Annotated in this window: 14 protein-coding genes; 7 read left to right on the forward strand and 7 right to left on the reverse strand. The window is 69.6% G+C overall.

Translation table 11 applies throughout. The features are described 5' to 3' along the window. Nucleotides 1-129 precede the first annotated feature (129 nt). Nucleotides 130-3441, forward strand: coding sequence for a GH92 family glycosyl hydrolase (locus EV193_RS14250; RefSeq protein WP_130344590.1), 3312 nt, complete (start codon nt 130-132; stop codon nt 3439-3441). Nucleotides 3442-3482: 41 nt separating this feature from the next. After that, nucleotides 3483-4229, forward strand: coding sequence for an aminoglycoside phosphotransferase family protein (locus EV193_RS14255; RefSeq protein ID WP_207222661.1), 747 nt, complete (start codon nt 3483-3485; stop codon nt 4227-4229). 76 nt (nt 4230-4305) lie between these two features. Here the strand turns inward: EV193_RS14255 and EV193_RS34450 are convergent, their stop codons facing one another. Further along, complete coding sequence (locus EV193_RS34450; protein WP_278044181.1) at nt 4306-4431, reverse strand: hypothetical protein; 126 nt, start codon at nt 4429-4431, stop codon at nt 4306-4308. 107 nt (nt 4432-4538) lie between these two features. Further along, nucleotides 4539-5144 carry a GNAT family N-acetyltransferase gene (locus tag EV193_RS14260; RefSeq protein ID WP_130344592.1) on the reverse strand — a complete coding sequence of 202 codons (606 nt, stop codon included), beginning with the start codon at nt 5142-5144 and terminating at the stop codon, nt 4539-4541. 44 nt (nt 5145-5188) lie between these two features. On the opposite strand from EV193_RS14260, the gene EV193_RS14265 reads away from it, so the two are divergent. Genes EV193_RS14265 through EV193_RS14275 form a run of 3 tightly spaced genes read left to right on the forward strand, consistent with a single transcriptional unit; the run spans nt 5189 to nt 7500 of the window. Beyond that, nucleotides 5189-6097: an ABC transporter ATP-binding protein gene (locus EV193_RS14265; RefSeq protein ID WP_130344593.1), complete on the forward strand. Its 909-nt coding sequence runs from the start codon at nt 5189-5191 to the stop codon at nt 6095-6097. After that, nucleotides 6094-7146 (forward strand): ABC transporter permease, encoded by a 1053-nt coding sequence (locus tag EV193_RS14270; RefSeq protein WP_130344594.1) that lies wholly within the window; start codon nt 6094-6096, stop codon nt 7144-7146. Before EV193_RS14265 ends, EV193_RS14270 begins: the two co-directional genes overlap by 4 nt. 42 nt (nt 7147-7188) lie before the next feature. Then, the gene (locus tag EV193_RS14275; protein ID WP_130344595.1) at nt 7189-7500 is read left to right on the forward strand and encodes a DUF3817 domain-containing protein; all 312 of its coding nucleotides are present in this window, start codon (nt 7189-7191) and stop codon (nt 7498-7500) included. On the opposite strand, the gene EV193_RS14280 is transcribed toward EV193_RS14275, so the two are convergent. Beyond that, on the reverse strand, nt 7490-7993 hold the full coding sequence (locus tag EV193_RS14280; RefSeq protein WP_130344596.1) for a MarR family winged helix-turn-helix transcriptional regulator: 504 nt from the start codon (nt 7991-7993) through the stop codon (nt 7490-7492). The two genes, EV193_RS14275 and EV193_RS14280, sit on opposite strands and share 11 nt — an antisense overlap. An 81-nt stretch (nt 7994-8074) precedes the next feature. On the opposite strand from EV193_RS14280, the gene EV193_RS14285 reads away from it, so the two are divergent. Then, entirely contained in the window at nt 8075-9076 is a 1002-nt protein-coding gene (locus tag EV193_RS14285; protein WP_242613378.1) for a tetratricopeptide repeat protein, read from the forward strand. 119 nt (nt 9077-9195) lie between these two features. Here EV193_RS14285 and EV193_RS14290 read toward each other — a convergent pair whose 3' ends face one another. The 3 genes from EV193_RS14290 to glgB form a co-directional block, all read right to left on the reverse strand. Continuing rightward, nucleotides 9196-10647 (reverse strand): neutral zinc metallopeptidase, encoded by a 1452-nt coding sequence (locus tag EV193_RS14290; RefSeq protein WP_242613380.1) that lies wholly within the window; start codon nt 10645-10647, stop codon nt 9196-9198. A 340-nt stretch (nt 10648-10987) separates the two neighbouring features. Beyond that, nucleotides 10988-12352, reverse strand: coding sequence for a neutral zinc metallopeptidase (locus EV193_RS14295; protein WP_130344598.1), 1365 nt, complete (start codon nt 12350-12352; stop codon nt 10988-10990). Nucleotides 12353-12380: 28 nt separating this feature from the next. Beyond that, nucleotides 12381-14546: a 1,4-alpha-glucan branching protein GlgB gene (gene glgB / locus EV193_RS14300; RefSeq protein WP_207222638.1), complete on the reverse strand. Its 2166-nt coding sequence runs from the start codon at nt 14544-14546 to the stop codon at nt 12381-12383. Nucleotides 14547-14610: 64 nt separating this feature from the next. On the opposite strand from glgB, the gene EV193_RS14305 reads away from it, so the two are divergent. Then, nucleotides 14611-15573 carry a hypothetical protein gene (locus EV193_RS14305; protein WP_130344599.1) on the forward strand — a complete coding sequence of 321 codons (963 nt, stop codon included), beginning with the start codon at nt 14611-14613 and terminating at the stop codon, nt 15571-15573. 99 nt (nt 15574-15672) lie between these two features. Here the strand turns inward: EV193_RS14305 and EV193_RS14310 are convergent, their stop codons facing one another. Next, nucleotides 15673-17625, reverse strand: coding sequence for a maltotransferase domain-containing protein (locus tag EV193_RS14310; RefSeq protein ID WP_130344920.1), 1953 nt, complete (start codon nt 17623-17625; stop codon nt 15673-15675). Nucleotides 17626-17648: the final 23 nt, after the last annotated feature.

Genomic DNA, 17648 nt, shown 5'->3' on the forward strand with positions numbered 1-17648 from the left:
AAGTGAGCACGATCGGTCTTGACGCACGGGAACAAATCTCCGCATTGTGACCGGTGTGGTCGGGCGTCACCGACAAGGTTGTCATCCGATCGTGTGGTCAGCCGCTGATCAGTGGGAGGCAATGAAGCCATGACCGACTCGATCGTTCCCAGAGGTGTTCGCCGGGCCACGCGCGGGTTGTTCGCTGCGGTGCTCGCCGCCGCGACCCTGATCCCGGTGTCCGGTGCCGTGTCCGCCCAGGAGGCGGCGGCCGAGGATCTGGCGAAATGGGTCAACCCGTACATCGGCACCAAACCGGGCGGGGCCGACCACGGCACCGGCGGCGGGGCGGGCAACACCTTTCCTGGCGCCGACGTGCCGTTCGGCATGGTGCAGTGGAGCCCGGACACGGTGACCCACCAGCACGGCGGCTACTTCTACGACGACAACCGGATCAAGGGCTTCAGCCTCACGCACCTGTCCGGCGCCGGCTGCTCGACCTACCAGGACGTTCCGATCATGCCGTTCCCCGGCACGGTCACCACCTCACCGGCCACCGACCCGAACCGGTACGTCTCCACGTTCAGCCACGACAAGGAGAAGATCACGCCCGGCTACTACGGCGTGGACCTCGACTCCGGCGTGAAGACCGAGCTGACCGCCACCCAGCGCACCGGCATGGGCCGGTTCGCCTTCCCCGCGGACAAGCCGAAGACCATGCTGGTCAACACGTCCGGCTCGATCGCGGGCGCGGACGACGCGGAGACGGTCATCGGCCGCGACACGATCAGCGGTTGGGTCACCAGCGGCCGGTTCTGCGGTGTGGACCACCGCTACCGGGTGTACTTCCACGCCCAGTTCGATCGGCCGTTCGAGTCCATCGGCACCTGGAAGGACGGCTCGGTCGACCACGGCAAGAGCGCCGAGCGCGGCGGATCGCCGCCGGACGTGGACTTGAAGAAGGTCAACGCGCCGAAGACCCGGCAGGACCAGGCGGTCGCCGGACGGTCGACGCGTGCCGGAAAGCCGGACGACACAACGGTTTCCGGCCCCGGCACGGGCGCGTTCGTGAGCTTCGACCGGCCCGACGTCGGTGTCCGGGTGGGCCTGTCGTTCGTGTCGATGGACGGCGCCAAGGGCAACCTGCGCGCGGAGAACCGGGGCAGCTCCTTCGACGAGATCACCAGGGACGCCCGTGCGGCCTGGAACGCGCGGCTCAACCGGATCCGGGTCAAGGGCGGCACCGACGCGCAGCGCACCACGTTCTACACCGCGCTGTACCACTCCCTGTTGCAGCCCAACGTGTTCTCCGACGCCGACGGCCGCTACATCGGGTTCGACGGACGCGTCCACGACGCCGGCCGAGGGCACGCGGTGTACTCGAACCTGTCCGGCTGGGACGTGTACCGCTCGGAGATGCAGCTGATCGCGCTGATCGCGCCGCGCGAGGCGTCCGACATCTCCAGATCGATGATCGCGTTCGCCGAGCAGGGCGGGTCCTGGGACCGCTGGACGGTGGCCAACTCCTACACCGGCGTGATGGTCGGCGACCCGTACCACGCGATGGTGGCCAGCTCGTATGCCTTCGGTGCCAAGGACTTCGACGCGGCCAAGGCGCTGCGGCTGATGGTCAAGGGTGCCACCGAACCGACCCAGGGCTACCAGGAGCGGCCGGGCATCGAGGAGTACCTGGCCAAGGGCTACGTGCCGATGGGCACCAAGGACGTGTGGGGCCCCGCGGCCACCACGCTGGAGTACAACAGCGCCGACTTCGCGATCGCCGACCTGGCCGGCCGGCTCGGTGATCAGTCCACTGTGGACGAATTCATGCGGCGGGCGCAGTTCTGGCAGAACCTGTACAACCCGGGCAGCGGGTACCTGCACCCGCGCAACGCGGACGGGTCGTTCATCGAGCCGTTCAACCCGGCCAGCGGCGAGGGCTGGGTCGAGGGCAACGGCGCGCAGTACAACTGGATGGTGCCGTTCAACTCGCGCGGCCTGATCAACGCGATGGGCGGCGACACCGAGACGATCAAGCGGCTCGACCACTACTTCACCGAGCTGAACGCCGGTCCGCAGCGGCCGTACGCGTTCATGGGCAACGAGCCGTCGATGCCGGCACCGTGGCTGTACTCCTACGCCGGCGCGCCGTACAAGACGCAGTCGATCGCCCGGCGGGTGACCAACGAGCTGTTCACCCCGACCGAGAAGGGTCTGGTCGGCAACGACGACCTCGGGCAGATGTCGTCCTGGTACGTGTGGGCGGCCATGGGCATGTTCCCCTACCTCCCCGGACGGGCCGAGCTGATGCTGAACAGCCCGCTGTTCGAGGAGGTCACGATCAGCCGGCCGAACGGCGTGCGGATGACGATCAAGGCGCCGGGCGCGTCGGCCACCGTCCCGTACGTGACCGGGCTGACCGTGAACGGCACGGCGTCGACCAAACCGTGGCTGCCGGAGTCGTTCGTGGAGCGCGGCGGCACGGTCGAGTTCCGCATGTCCGCCACACCCGATCCGGTGTGGGGGAGCGCACCCGAGGACCGGCCGCCGTCGTTCCGGGCCGGCGAGATCGGGCAACGCGGGTACGTCGACCCAGGCCGGCTGGTGATCCCGGCCGGCGGGCAGGACACCGCGAACGTCGGCGCGCAGGACCTGTCGGGTTCGGGCGCCACGATCAAGTGGAGTGCGCAGCCGCCCGCCGGGTTCACCGTGGAGCCGGCCGGCGGTGAGGTGGTCGTGCCACCGGGTCAGCGGGCCAGCGTTCCGGTCACCGTGAAGGTGGCGCCCGGCACCGCGGAGACCACCTACCGGATTCCGGTCACGTTCAGCACGGCGGACGGGAAACCGTTGCAGGGCGGCGTGTTGCAGGTGCTGGTGGCACAGCCGGGCAGCCTGCGCGCCGCGTTCAACAACGTCGGGATCTCGCCGGACGACAACCCGGCGATCGCGAACTTCGACAACGTCGGGTGGAGCTACTCGTCCGACGCGCTGGCGGGTGCCGGCGTGCGGCCGGGGCAGACGGTGACCGTGGACGGCCTCGCGCACCTGTGGCCGGCGATCCCGGTCGGCGATCCGGACAACGCGGTGGCGGCCGGCCAGCGTGTCGACCTGCCCGGCACGCCGGCGACCGCGACCAAGCTCGCGCTGCTCGGCTCGGCCAGCAACGGCAAGTCCACCGGAACGCTGGTGATCCGCTACACCGACGGCAGCACGCAGGAGGTGCCGATCGGGTTCTCCGACTGGACGCTCGGCGGCGGATCGGACCAGCCGTCGTTCGACAACCGGATCGCGGCGAGTACGCCGTACCGCAACGCGACGAGCGGGGAGCCGCAGGAGATCGTTACGCACGTGTTCGCCACCGCGCCGGTGCCACTGCAGGCCGGCAAGCAACTCGCCGGCGTGACCCTTCCGTCCACAGTGGAGGGTGGCGGACTGCACGTGTTCGCGATCACCGCCGGATAGGTGCTGTTAACCGGGCGACATCGGTGATCATGCCCGCGATAATGGCCGGCGTGGAGGAAGTCGAGGTCGTCGTCGCCCACCACGAGTGCGCGACCCTGCGCGTCGGTGACGTGTTCCTGAAGATCGACTCTGATCAGACGCGCACCGACGTCGAGGTCGCGGCGATGGCCGCGGCGCCGGTCCCGACTCCGGAGATCCTGTGGCGGAAGCCGCCCGTGCTCGCGCTCGCCGCTCTTCCGGGGACGGCGCTCGGCCGACTCGGCGAGCCGTCGATCGCGTCGTCCGCCGCGTGGGCAGCGGCGGGTGCCGCCGTACGGATGCTGCACGACGCGCCGCTGCCGCCACGGCCCGGTCGAAGCCCCGACGAGCTCGCATCCCACCTCGATGGCGAATGCGAGTGGCTCGTCACGAGTGGCGTCCTTCCCGCCGACCTGGTCACGCACAACCGCCGGATCGCCGAGATGGCGCTCCGGCCGTGGAAACCGGTGTTCACGCACGGCGACCTACAGGTCGCCCACGTGTTCGTCGCCGATGACGAGATCACCGGCGTGATCGACTGGTCCGAGGCCGCCCAGGGCGATGCTTTGTTCGACCTCGCCACTTTGACGCTCGGACACCAGGAGCGCCTCAGCGACGTCCTCGCCGGCTACGGCGCCGACGTCGACCTCGACGTGATCCGCGTGTGGTGGTCGTTGCGCAGCCTGCTCGGAGTCCGCTGGCTGATCGAGCACGGCTTCGACCCGTCCTCGCCAGGCTGCGAGGTCGACGTGCTGAGATCCCGGATGTGAGACCGCACGAACGACGGCCCGCTCCCGGGCGAACGGGGGAGCGGGCCGTGCTTTCGATGACGGTGGGCGCGGCCTGTCAGGCCTCGGTCTGCTCGGGCTCGTCCTGCTCGGCAGACTCCGCGGTGCTCTCGGTCTCCTCCGACGTGCTCTCGGTTGACTCCGAGTCGTTCTCGGCTGGGGGCTCGTTCGGGTCGTCCGCCATGGTCGCCTCCCTTGTCGGTTGTGACTGTGGTCACTTCCATCCAATCGGCGTTCCGCAGTGGTGGCAATTCGCGAAACGAGTGAAGGCAATCGTCACCGAGCGTCCGCTTATTCGCATTTGGCTGACGAAATTGAACGCGGGGAATCGGCGAAATGACCGCTGAGTGAATCGGACTGTTCCGCGTCGAGCGATTTGGCCAGCAGCACGAATTCGAGGTCGTCGCGGCGCGGGACGCCGAACCGCTCGTCGCCGTACGGGAAGGGCTTGCGCTCGTCGGTGACCCGGTACCCGCGCCGCTCGTACCAGGCGATCAGCTCGGCCCGCACGTTGACCACGGTCATGTGCATCTCCGTCGAGCCCCACTCGGTGTGGGCGATGCGCTCCGCCTCGGCGAGGATCACCTTGCCCAACCCCGAGCCCTGCAGTTCCGGGCGGACCGCGAACAACCCGAAGTACGCGTGCGGGCCGCGCTGCTCCAACAGGAAGCAGGCCACCAGCTCGCCGGCCCGTTCCACCGTCACGAGCCGTGAGCCCACGGCGTCGATGATCGACCGGACGCTCTCGGAATCGGTGCGCTGGCCGTCGATGTAGTCCGCCTCGGTGGTCCAGCCCGCGCGGCTCGCCTCGCCCCGGTACGCCGACTCGATCAGCGGTACGAGTTCAGGAATGTCGGCCTCGCCGGCGTCCCGAAAGGTCAAGGCTGCGGTGTCCATGTCGCGACAATACCGCCGGTGATCAGCGGTGTAGGTTCTCGGCCATGAGCGAGACCGCCGCCATCGCGGTGGACGACATTCGCAAGAGCTACGGCGATCTCAAGGCCGTGGACGGCGTGTCGTTCACCGTCGCAGAGGGGGAGTTCTTCGGAATCCTCGGCCCGAACGGTGCGGGCAAGACGACCACGCTGGAGATCATCGAGGGGCTGCGCGAGCCGGACTCGGGATCGGTCACGCTGCTCGGCCGCTCGCCGTGGCCGCGCGACGTGGAGTTGCTGCCGAGAATCGGCGTGCAACTGCAGGCGTCGGCCTTCTTCGACAAGCTGACCGCGCGCGAGCAGTTGGAGACCTTCGCCGCGCTGTACGGCGTGACCGCCGCGCGGGCCGGCGAGGTGCTGGAGCTGGTCGGGCTCACGGACAAGGCCGAAACCCGCGAGGACAAGCTCTCCGGCGGTCAGCGGCAGCGGCTGTCGATCGCCTGCGCGCTGGTGCACGAGCCGGACGTGGTGTTCCTCGACGAGCCGACCGCGGCACTGGACCCGCAGGCGCGGCGCAACCTCTGGGACGTGCTGCGCGCGATCCAGGAACGCGGCAAGACGATCGTGTACACCACGCACTACCTCGACGAGGCGGAGATCCTCTGCGACCGGGTGGCGATCATGGACCGCGGGCGGATCCTCGCCATGGACCCGCCGGCGACGCTGGTGCGCGGCCTGGACGCGGCCACGCACGTGATCCTGGAGAAGGGCGCGCTCACCGAGGCCGAGGCACGCGAGTTCGCCGGAGTCGAAGAGGTGCACACCGACGAGGTGTCGCTGACGATCTCCACCCGGCAGCCGGCGCCGGTGCTCGCCGCACTGGCCGAGCGCGGGCGGCTGGACGGGCTGCAGGTGCGCACCGCGACCTTGGAGGACGTGTTCCTCGACCTCACCGGACGGGAGTACCGCGCATGAGCCGGCCTTCGGCGTTCAAGAGCCTCGCCGCGGCGGCGGTCAAGGGCTACGTGCGGGACAAGGCGACGCTGTTCTTCACGTTCTTCTTCCCGCTGATGTTCCTGCTCGTGTTCGGGTTGATCTTCCAGGACACCGGCACGGACAAGATCAAGCTCGGCGTGGTGGGCGACGGGCCGGTGATCTCCGCGCTGGAGAAGACCGGGACCGTGGAGTTCGAGCGGTTCGACTCGATGGACGCGGCCGTGACCAAGGTGCGCGACGGCGATCTACCCGGGCTCGTCGCGCAGAACGGCGACAAGGTCACCGTGCGATACGCGCAGAGCGACCAGACGCGCGCCGCGATGGTGCAGGGATTGGTCGGCGGTGTGGTCGACAAGGTCAATGTGCAGGTGACCGGGCAGGCGCCGCGATTCTCGGTCGACTCCACGAATGTGGAGGACCAGTCGCTCAAGGGAATTCAGTACATCACGCCGGGAATTCTGTCCTGGGCGGTCGCGGCGTCCGCAGTATTCGGTGCCGCGTTGACGCTGGTCACCTGGCGGAAGAAACAGGTGCTCAGGCGACTTCGATTGGCCCCGATCAACGCGTCGACGGTGTTGAGCGCCCGAGTGGCGGTGACCATCGGCGTCGCCGTCGTGCAGGCGGTCATTTTCGTCGGATTGGCGTTGCTGCCGATATTCGGGCTGAAACTGTCCGGGACGTGGTACCTGTCGATTCCGGTGTTCCTGTTGGGCACCGTGGCGTTCTTCGCGATAGGAATGCTGGTCGGGGCGTTCGCGAAAACCGAGGACGCGGCCGTGGGCGCGGCGAATATCGTGGTGTTGCCGATGGCGTTCCTGTCGGGAACGTTCTTTCCCATCGACAACGCGCCCGGGTGGTTGAAAGCGGTGTCGAACGTGTTCCCGCTGCGGCACATGAACGACGGGATGCTCAACTTCCTGGTGCGCGGAAAGGGTGCCGAGGCCCTGCTGCTGCCGTGTGGCGTGTTGTTGGGCTTCACCGTGGTGGTCGGCTTCATCGCGTCGCGCGTCTTCTCCTGGGAGGACTGACCCGAAACCGGGTGACCGTGATCACGGGCCCACAATGGAGCCATGGTCACGCCCACCTGGTTTCGTGTCGCCGCCCTCGCCGAAGCGCTGTCCTGGCTCGGCCTGCTGATCGGTATGTACTTCAAGTACGCCACCGACAGCGGCGATCTCGGCGTGAAGGTCTTCGGCCCGATCCACGGCGTGATCTTCGTCGGCTACGTGCTCGCCACCCTCGGCGTGCGCCCGCTGTTGAAGTGGGACCGACGCACCACGATCCTCGCGCTGGGCGCCAGCATTCCGCCGCTGGCCACCGTGGTCTTCGAGCGCTGGGCCGCCCGGACCGGTCGCCTGGAGGAGCCGGCCACTAGTCGGTGAAGTCGCCGGAGGTCTTGCGCACCCGCGCGAGCAGGTCGAACAGCTGCGACTTCTGCCGAGTGGTGAGCCCGCGCAGCCCGAAGTCGATGTCGGTCACCGCGCGCGCCGCCTCGACCTGCCGCTGACGGCCGGCGTCGGTGATCTCCGCGAGCGTCGTGCGGCGATCGGTCGGGTGTGGCATCCGCTGCACCAGACCGTCCGCCTCGAGCCGGTCCACGATGTTGGTCACGCTCGTCGGGTGCAGTTGCAGCCGTTCGCCCATGACGCGCATCGGCAGGCTTCCCTTGCGGGAGAACGTCAACAGCACCAGTGCCTCGAACCGGGCGAAGGTCAGGCCGTGCGGCTTGAGCGCGCCGTCCACCGCCGACTGAACGATCTGCTGCACCCGCATGATGCTGGTGACCGCCGCCATCGTGTCGGACGGCCCGATTCGCTCGTCCCACAACTGGGACGCGCGGGCGATCGGATCGAACGGCAACACGCGTGACGTCATGGGGCTGAAGTTACCAGTGGGTACCCGGCGCACCGCCCACCAGCGGGGCAGCACGGCACCCGAACCGGCCGGCGTGCCAGGATGGAACGCGTGACGAGGCCTGACCCACGCAAAGCCGATCCACGCAAGAACGCAGCGTTCGCCGCCGGCATGTCCCGCGCGGTGGACCTCTCCGCGCTCAAAGCCAGAGCGGACGCCGCGCGCACCACTCCCGCGCGCCCGCCGCAGCCCGCCCAGGGTGGCGACGGCGACGCACCAGCGCCGGCTCCCTCGAGCGCCAACGTCATCGAGGTCACCGAGGCGACCTTCCAGGCCGAGGTGGTCGAGCGCTCCCTGCAGGTCCCGGTGATCGTCGACCTACGCGCCGACTGGGCCGAGCCCTCCCAGCAGCTCACGCCCGTGCTGGAGCGTCTGGCCGCCGCTTCCGGCGGCACCTGGCTTCTGGCCAAGATCGACGTCGACGCCAGCCCCAGGGTGGCCCAGGTGTTCGGCGCGCAGTCCGTCCCGACGGTGGTCGCCGTCGCCGGCGGCCAGCCCGTCGACGCGTTCGCCGGCGCCATGCCCGAGGACCAGATCAAGCAGTGGATCAAGTCCCTGCTGGACGCGCTGCGGGACAAGCTGCCCGGCATCAAGGCCGCCGAGGCCGCGACCGGCGGCCCGGAGCCCGAGCCGGAGGACCCGCGGTTCACCGCCGCCGAGGACGCCTTCGAGCGCGGTGACTACGCCGCCGCCGAAGCCGCCTACGAGCAGATCCTCGCCGCCGAACCGGCCAACGAGCTGGCCAAGGCCGCACTCGGGCAGGTCCGGTTCGTCGCGCGGGCCGAGGCAGCCGACCCGACCGCCGTCAGCAAGGCCGACGCGACCCCTGACGACGTGGACGCGCAGCTCGCCGCCGCCGACGTCGAGGTCGCCCAGCAACGCCCGGACGCCGCCTTCGCGCGCCTGATCTCCACCGTCCGGCGCACGGCCGGTGACGAGCGCGACCGCGTGCGCTCCCACCTGGTGGAGCTGTTCGAGCTGTTCCCACCGGACGACCCGAACGTCGCCGCCGCCCGCCGCGACCTCGCCAGCGCCCTCTTCTGAGCCGGGCTCCCGGGTTTGCCGGTCTTCAAGACCCACAAACCCGGGCCGGGAGCGTCTCCAACGACGGCGAACCCCGCACGAGCGCGGGGCTCGCCGGGGAGGCGGTCGAGCCTCGCGGCTCAGCCGAACTGGGTGGCGCACTCCTTGGAGCCGCGCTCGTAGCCCAGCCGGAACGCCTCGACGCGGGCGAACCCGGACGGCACGGCGGCGCCGTCGCGGTCGGCGCCGATCAGGCTGTTGCCGTGCAGCAGCTCGCCGACCGCCTCGTCCAGGTCACCCGGTGACAGTCGCAGGTCGTTGTCCGGATTGGCCGGGTGCTCGTTCTCCGTCACCTTCGCCCACGCGCCGGTCAGGCACGCGGTGCGCAGGCCGGCGTCGGTACCGGTGAGCGCCTTGCCGACACCCTTCTGCACCGCCAGCGTGTACCGCGACGCGACCTCGGCGAACGCCGCGAAGTCGCCGAATCCGTTGCCCGACTCGCCGGGCGGCGCACCACGCTTGAGCGGCTTGGCCATCTCGGACAGCTTGGCCCTGTCGATCGCCACCACGTTCTCCGCCTCGCAGTACGCGGCCGGCGCCGTGGTCTTCGCGCCCTGGCACTGCGCGCCGTCCTTGACCTCCGGCGACTTCACGCCGTTCGGCTTGAACGCCTCGTCCAGGCTGATCTTGAGCAGCCGCAACGTCTTGTCGTCGATCGGCTCGTTACCGCGCTGGTCCTTCGGCTTGTTCAGGTCCTCTTCGGTGAACTTCTTCTCCGTCACGCGCGCGGCGATCTCCCGCATGTCCATCCGCGCGCACCGCGTCGTGCCCTCGGACAGCCCCGCCTGGAACGCGTACACCCGGTCGAACGCCAGGCCGTGCGCGCCTCGGCGGGTGAAGTCCTCGCCGAGCGGGTCGCGGATGGAGAACATCGTGGCCAGCACCTGGTTCAGACCGTCACCGGTGGACAGCTGGAACCGCTTGGACTGACCGTCCAGCACCCAACGCATGTACGCGCCGGTGTAGCAATCCGCCTGCTGCTCCTTGAGGATCGACGGCGTGCTGCGCTCGATGTTGTTCTTCTTGCCGAGCTGGTACTGGATCGCGTGGCCCATCTCGTGCGCCAGCACCGAGACGACGGCCATCTTCCCGTACTGGTCCCGCAGCTCGGGCAGCAGTTCGCCGCGGTCCCAGGCGATCGTGTTCTCCGGGTCGCAGTAGAACGCGTTCGGCTTGCCCTGGGTGGCCGAACCGCAGATCTTCACGTTCTTGCCGTTGGCGTCGTAGGACAGCAGCTTTCGCAGCGGCCTGAACTCCTGCTGGAAGTTCCGCCGCATGTCGACGGTCCAGTACTCGTAGACGTCGGCCAGCGCCGCCAGCGCGAGTTGATCGATCTCGCCGTTGTCCGCGTTCTCGGCGACCAGACCGCCGGCGTCGATCGAGGCGCTCCTCGGACCGCTCGGCCCGTTGGTGATCGGCTTGCCGACCACCTTGCCGGGGTCGACGTCCCACGGCGCGCGGCCGGTGCCGGTGACCGGGACCGTGCAGGAGACGAGCTGACCGAGCACGACCGCGGCCGCGGCGACCGGCACGGCCAGTCGCGCTCGACGTAGGGCCCGACCCCGATATGGCATCCGCATTGACAACCCATCCCGACCCGAAGGCCCTGCAGAGACCCCGACCAAACCAGTGCGCCAAACCCTACTTGCCACGCCACCACGCCGTGCGGAGAACGCCTCAGATGCCACAGGACCACGGGCCGCGTTGGCGAGTCCCATGGTCGCGGGCTCCGCGCCGAGGCGGCCCCTGACTGCGTTGTCGGACAGGCCAAGTACGGTCCAGTACGAGGCCTGCCCTCCGCCTTGTCATGGCTCGGGTGCGGGTGTCCCGCAGGGACACAGCCCTCGATCACGAAGCCCATCGACCGAGGACTCACCAACACGACCCAGGCCCGCGCAGCGTGCCGACCCGAAACGCGGCGAGCCGGTCGTATCCCGTGCTGATCGCGTTTCCCGCGATGTCGCGCCCCGGATAGTCGTAGGCGAGCAGGACCTGGATCGACTCGTCCAGGTCGCCCGGCGACAGTGTGAACTCGCCGACACCGGTCAGCAGCGCGCCGGTGTACGCGCCGGTCAGGCACAGCAGCGCGCGCTGCGCGTCCGGCCCTTCCTGCGGTCTGCCCGCCGCCGCGAGCACCGCCAGCGCGTACCGGCCCGCGATCACCGTCCCGGTCGCGTAGTCGCCGACCTCGTTGTGCAGTTGCTGCGTGCTGATCTGGTCCAACTCGACGGTCGCGTTGTCCGGGCACAGCGCCACCGGCCCCTGATCGGCGCGCGGGCACGTGGGGTGCCCGCCGGCGCGCACCTGCGGCGGCTGCCCGGCCGGCCACTGCCGCCCGGACAGCGCACCGGTGAAGTAGCCGGCCACGTTGGGCACCATCGCGTTCAGGAAGTCGCCGAACGGCATGTTGCCGCGCTGGCTGCGGTCCTGCGCGTCGACGAACGACCGCTGAGTGAACCGCCGGTTGTCCACCGACATCTCCGAGCAGGTCTTCGCGCCCTGCTCGAACCCGTCGGAGAAGGCCGACACCCGGTCGAACGCGTCGCCGTGCGCGCCGGACGCCCCCGGCGAGGTGCCGACCGGGTCGCGGAAGCTGACCAGGGAGGCGAGCGCGCGGTCCAGCCGGTCCTTGCCGGCGTGCAGGTGCTGTGCGTGCCCGTCGGCCACCCAGCGCACGAACGCGCCGGCGTAGCAGTCGGCCATCGCCTCGATCAGGATCGTGGGGAAGCGCTCCGGGTCGGCCCGCTCGGCCTGCGGGGTGATCCCGGACCGGCGCTGGACCGCGTGGCCCATCTCGTGCGCCAGCACCAGCATCACCGACGCCTCGCCGTACTTGTCCCGCAGCACGGGCAGCAGCGCCGCCCGGTCCCAGGCGATCACGTCGGCGGTGGGGCAGTAGAACGCGTTGCCCTCGACGTCCTGCGGGCTGTCCGTGCACGGCGGCGCGGGCGCCTCGGCGTTGGCCGTGTCCACCGAGTAGTACCCGCCGGACAGATCGGCCCACTCCTTGCCGAACACGGCGGGGAACTGCTGCTGCCAGAACGTCCGCACGTCGGTGATCACGGTCGCGGCGAGCCGGTCGATCGAGCCGCCGTCGGTGTTGCGCACGAACGACGCGTCGACGCCGCCGCCGGAGACGACCGTGCCGTCGTCCGACGCGGTGCCGGAAACCGTTGCGGTGCAAGCGGTCGCGACCAGCACCAGAAGCGCTGGCAGCATCGCGGCGCGTTTGATCATCGATCGCACGATATCCAGTGTGCCCGTTTCACCGGCCTTCGGGCACGAGCCACAGGACCCCGAGTGGCGGAAGGGACAGCACCGCGGAGGCCGGGCGGCCGTGCCACGGCTCGTCGATCGCCTCCACCGATCCGCTGTTGTCGACACCCGATCCGCCGAACCGGGTGGCGTCGGTGTTGACGATCTCCCGCCATCGCCCGGCGTGCGGTAGCCCGATCCGGTAGTCGTGGTGCGGTATTCCGGCGAAGTTCGCCACGCAGGCGAGCACGCCGTCCGGCAGCGCCGGGTCGATCCGCAGGAAGCTGGCCACGTTGCCGGTGGCATCGTTGGCGTCGATCCAGGAGAACCCCTCCGGCGAGGTGTCCGCGGCGTGCAGCGCCGAGTGCGTGCGGTACACCGCGTTCAGCAGCGCGACCAGGTCCCGGATGCCGCCGTGCAGCGGATCGTCGGCCAGGTGCCAGGCCAGCGAGTCGGACTCCGACCACTCCTCGATCTGGCCGAGTTCGCCGCCCATGAACAGCAACTGCTTGCCGGGGTGCGCCCACATGTAGGCCAGCAGCGCGCGCACGCCGGCGGCCTTGCGCCAGTCGTCGCCGGGCATGCGCGTCCACAGCGAGCCCTTGCCGTGCACCACCTCGTCGTGCGACAGCGGCAGCAGGAAGTTCTCGCTCCATGCGTACATCAGCGAGAAGGTCAGCTCGTTGTGGTGGTAGGCACGGTGCACCGGGTCGTGGGCCAGATAGTGCAGCGTGTCGTTCATCCAGCCCATGTTCCACTTGAAGCCGAAGCCGAGGCCGCCGAGGTGCGTCGGGCGGCTGACCCCCGGCCAGGACGTGGACTCCTCGGCGATCATCAGCGCACCGGGGTGGTGCTTGTACACGGTCGCGTTCAGCTCGGACAGGAAGCGCACCGCGTCCAGGTTCTCCCGCCCGCCGTGCGGGTTCGGCAGCCATTCGCCGTCGCGGCGGGAGTAGTCCAGGTAGAGCATCGAGGCGACGGCGTCCACTCGCAGGCCGTCGACGTGGAACTCCTCGAACCAGTACAGCGCGTTGGCCACCAGGAAGTTGCGCACCTCGGGCCGGCCGAAGTCGAATACGTAGGTGCCCCAGTCCGGATGCTCGCCCCGGCGCGGGTCGCCGTGCTCGTACAGCGGGGTGCCGTCGAACCGGGCCAGCGCCCACTCGTCGCGCGGGAAGTGTGCCGGCACCCAGTCCACGATCACGCCGATTCCCTTGGCGTGCAAGGCATCCACGAAGTACCGGAATTCGTCGGGGGTGCCGAAGCGCGCGGTCGGCGCGTAGTACGAGGTGACCTGGTAGCCCCACGATCCGCCGAACGGATGCTCGGCCACCGGCAACAGTTCGACGTGCGTGAATCCCAGCTCGTCCACGTAGGAGGCGAGCTGATCGGCCAGCTCGCGGTAGCCGAGCCCCTGCCGCCACGACCCGAGGTGCACCTCGTACACGCTCACCGGCGCCTTGTGCCACGCGGTGGACTCGCGGCGGGTGATCCACTCCTCGTCGAGCCACGTGTGGTCCGAGATCGTGACCACGGACGCGGTGTGCGGCGGCACCTCGGTGGCGAACGCCAGCGGATCGGCCTTCTCGTGCCAGCGCCCGTCCTTGTCGCGCATGCGGAACTTGTACCGGCAGCCGGCCGTCACGCCGGGCACGAACAGCTCCCACACGCCCGACGAGCCGAGCGAGCGCATCGGGTTCGCGGTGCCGTCCCAGTCGTCGAAGTCGCCGCACACCCGTACCCCGGTGGCGCCCGGTGCCCACACGGCGAACGAGGTGCCCTCGACGCTGCCGGACGGCGTGTCGTAGGCCCGGGGGTGCGCGCCGAGCACGTCCCACAGCCGCTCGTGCCGGCCCTCGGCGATCAGGTGCAGGTCGAGTTCGCCGAGCGTGGGCAGCCAGCGGTACGGGTCGTCGAACAGCTCGATGCCGCCGCCGTAGTCGACCTCGAACAGGTATTCGCCGGGCGGCGTGTCGAGGTCTCCGGCGAACAATCCGTCGGTGATCTCGTCTAGCGTGCGGCGGGTGTCACCGGCCAGCAGGGTCACGGCTTTGGCACCGGGTCGTAAGGCTCGTGCCACAACGGAATCCGGCCCGCTAGTGTGCACGCCGAGCAGTGAGTGCGGGTCGTGGTGCGCGCCGTCGAGCAGTTGGCGTAGCTCCGGATCGAGGTCCACCCCTCCATCCTGCTCACCGGCGCAACGTTCCGCACGGTGCGGGCTCCCGCGTCGAGGAGGATCGATGAGATCTGTCGCGCTGACGGCGGCCGCGGTGTGTGCCACGGCAGTGCTCGCCGGGTGCAGTCAGTCGACGGCGGGAGCCCCGTCACCGGCGCCCGAGCCGACGGTCAGCGCACCGGGAGCGCCCCAGCCGATCCCGCGCACGCGGGTGTCGCTGCGGGTGCCGGCCGGGTTCATGGTGGACGGGCGCATGCCCGGGCTGTGCAGGGCGGGAACGTCCAGCGGCGTGATCGTGGTCGAGTCGGCGCTGCACGGGAAGACGCCGGAGCAGGCGATGGAGAAGATGGCGGCGGGGCTGCGCCGGCGTCCGAACCCGCAGGGGCTGGAGTTCGACTCGGTGGATCGCGGCACGGTGGCCGGGATGCCGGCCGTGCTCGCGACCGGCGTGCAGCGGATCTCCGACCAGACATTCGGCAAGACGACGGTCGCGTTCGCGGCGCCGGACGCCATGGTGATCATGACCGGCACGTTGCAGTACGGCGATCCGCTGCCGATCGCGGAGCTGTCCGCGGTGCTGCGCGACGCGCGGTGGGGCGATCGGGCCGCGCCCGGCGACCTGGGTTACGACATCAGGCCGGCACCCGGCTACACGCGGATGATCAACTCCGCCGGGTTGAGCTTCACGTTGGGCGGCCGGCAGGAGATGGGGGTGCCGCGGTTCGTGGTGCACCGGTCCGCCAGCGACGTCGTGCTGCCGGAGGAGTCACGCAGGCAGTTCGCCGAGCAGCGATTCGGCCAGATGCCCGGATCGCCGGCCGTGGGGACGATCAACGCCAAGGCGGTCGCCGGCCGGTCGGCGTTCGAGATCACCGGCCAGTCGGCGGAAAAGGGGCTCACCATGTACGCCGTGATCGTCTTCGACGGCAAGCGCTACATCCTGATGAGCGGCGGCTTCGACCCGGCGAAACATCCGGACCAGCTCCCGGCCTTCCGCGCCATGGCCGACTCACTGGTGATCAAGTAGCTTTCGACAAGCGCTGGTGTCCGAAACTTGTCGATCGCTCCATTCATGTTTCGCGTACTTTAGCCCGCTAAAGTACGCAGCTGACGGCAAAGGCGCAGGTCAGTGATCTCGGCGGGTGAGGGACACAATGTGGGCGACGGCTCGCCACGGCTCCAGACGGATGTAGTTGGCCTGACCCCAGTCCCACGTTTCGCCGGACACCTCGTCGTAGGCGGTCAGCCGTTCGTGCCAGTTGAAGCCGATCGCCGGCAGGTCCAGCCACAGCGTCGCCTCGCGCGCGTCGTGCGGGTCCAGATTGATCACCACGACCACGGTGTCGCCGCTGTCCGGGTCGGTCTTGGAGTAGGCGATCAGCGCTTCGCCCTCCACATGGTGGAAGCGCAGGGTGCGTAACTGTCGCAGCGCGGGATGCTTTCGCCGGACCGCGTTCAGATGTGTCAGCCACGGTTCGAGTGAGCGCCCGTCGGTCAGCGCACCGGCGAAGTCGCGCGGCCGAAGTTCGTATTTCTCCGAATCGAGGTATTCTTCGCTGCCTTCGTACACCGGAACGTGCTCGAACAGCTCGAATCCGGAATACACGCCCCACGCCGGCGCCATTGTCGCGGCCAGTGCGGCACGGATCGCGAACATCGCCGGCCCGCCGTTCTGCAGCGACGCGTGCAGGATGTCCGGCGTGTTCACGAACAGGTTCGGCCGCGCCTCGTGCGCGTGCGCGGCCAGCTCCACGCCGAACTCGGTCAGCTCGAACTTGCCGGTGCGCCACGTGAAGTAGGTGTAGGACTGGCTGAACCCGAGCCGCGCGAGCCCGTAGAGCCGCGCCGGCGAGGTGAACGCCTCGGAGAGGAACACCACGTCCGGGTACTCCGCCCGAACCGTCGCGATCAACCATTCCCAGAAGTTCGGCGGTTTCGTGTGCGGATTGTCCACCCGGAATATCCGCACGCCGTGCGCCGCCCAGTGCAGTACTACTCGGAGTATTTCCGCGTACAACCCGTCCGGATCGTCGTCGAAGTTGAGCGGATAGATGTCCTGGTATTTCTTCGGCGGATTCTCCGCGTACGCGATCGTCCCGTCCGGGCGGGTGGTGAACCATTTCGGATGCGCGGTCACCCACGGGTGGTCGGGCGCGCACTGCAGCGCGAGATCCAGCGCCACCTCCAGGCCCAGCTCGCCGGCGCGGGCCACGAACGCGTCGAAGTCGGCCAGCGTGCCGAGATCGGGGTGTACCGCGTCGTGCCCGCCGTCGGCCGAACCGATCGCCCACGGCGAGCCGACGTCGCCCGGCTCGGACACCACGGAGTTGTTGGGCCCCTTGCGGTTCACCGCGCCGATCGGGTGGATCGGCGGCAGGTACACCACGTCGAACCCCATGCCGGCGATCCGGTCCAGTGCGGCGGCCGCGGTGGTGAACGTGCCGTGCACCGGCTTGCCGTCGGCGTCCAGGCCGCCGGTGGATCGCGGGAACATCTCGTACCACGCCCCGCACAGCGCGCGCGGCCGTTCGACGTCGATCCGCCCGGCCGGCCCCTCGGTGACCAGTTCGCGCAGCGGGTGCGCGCGCATCACCCGGTCCACCGTCTCGGACAGCGCGCCGGTCACCCGGTGCGGCAGCGGGGAATCCTTGTCGCGCAACGCTTTCGCCGCCCCGGCGAGCAGTGCCGCGTCGCCGGCGTGCTGGCGGTCCAGCAGCCGCGCACCGGTCTCCAGGTCGTTGGCCAACTCGTCGGCGGTCTGCGCGGCGGCCAGCTTCACCTCGACGGCGTGCCGCCAGGTCGACCAGGGGTCGCTCCACGCGTCCACCCGGAAGGTCCACTCGCCGACCGCGTCCGGCGTGATCACCGCGGCGAACCGGTTCTCGCCATCCGGACGCATCGGGGTCTCGCGCGACACGCCGTCCGGCCCGCGCCAGGTCACGGTCGCGGCCACCGCGTCGTGACCCTCGCGCCACACCGTCGCGGAGATCGGCACGTACTCGCCGACCACGGCTTTCGCCGGGTAGCGGCCATTGCTGACCACGGGGGAGAGGTCGTCGATACCCAGCCGGCCGGTCACCACGTCCCCAGTGTGCCGTGTCG

This window comes from Herbihabitans rhizosphaerae (genome assembly GCF_004216555.1).
Classification (GTDB): Bacteria; Actinomycetota; Actinomycetes; order Mycobacteriales; family Pseudonocardiaceae; genus Herbihabitans; species Herbihabitans rhizosphaerae.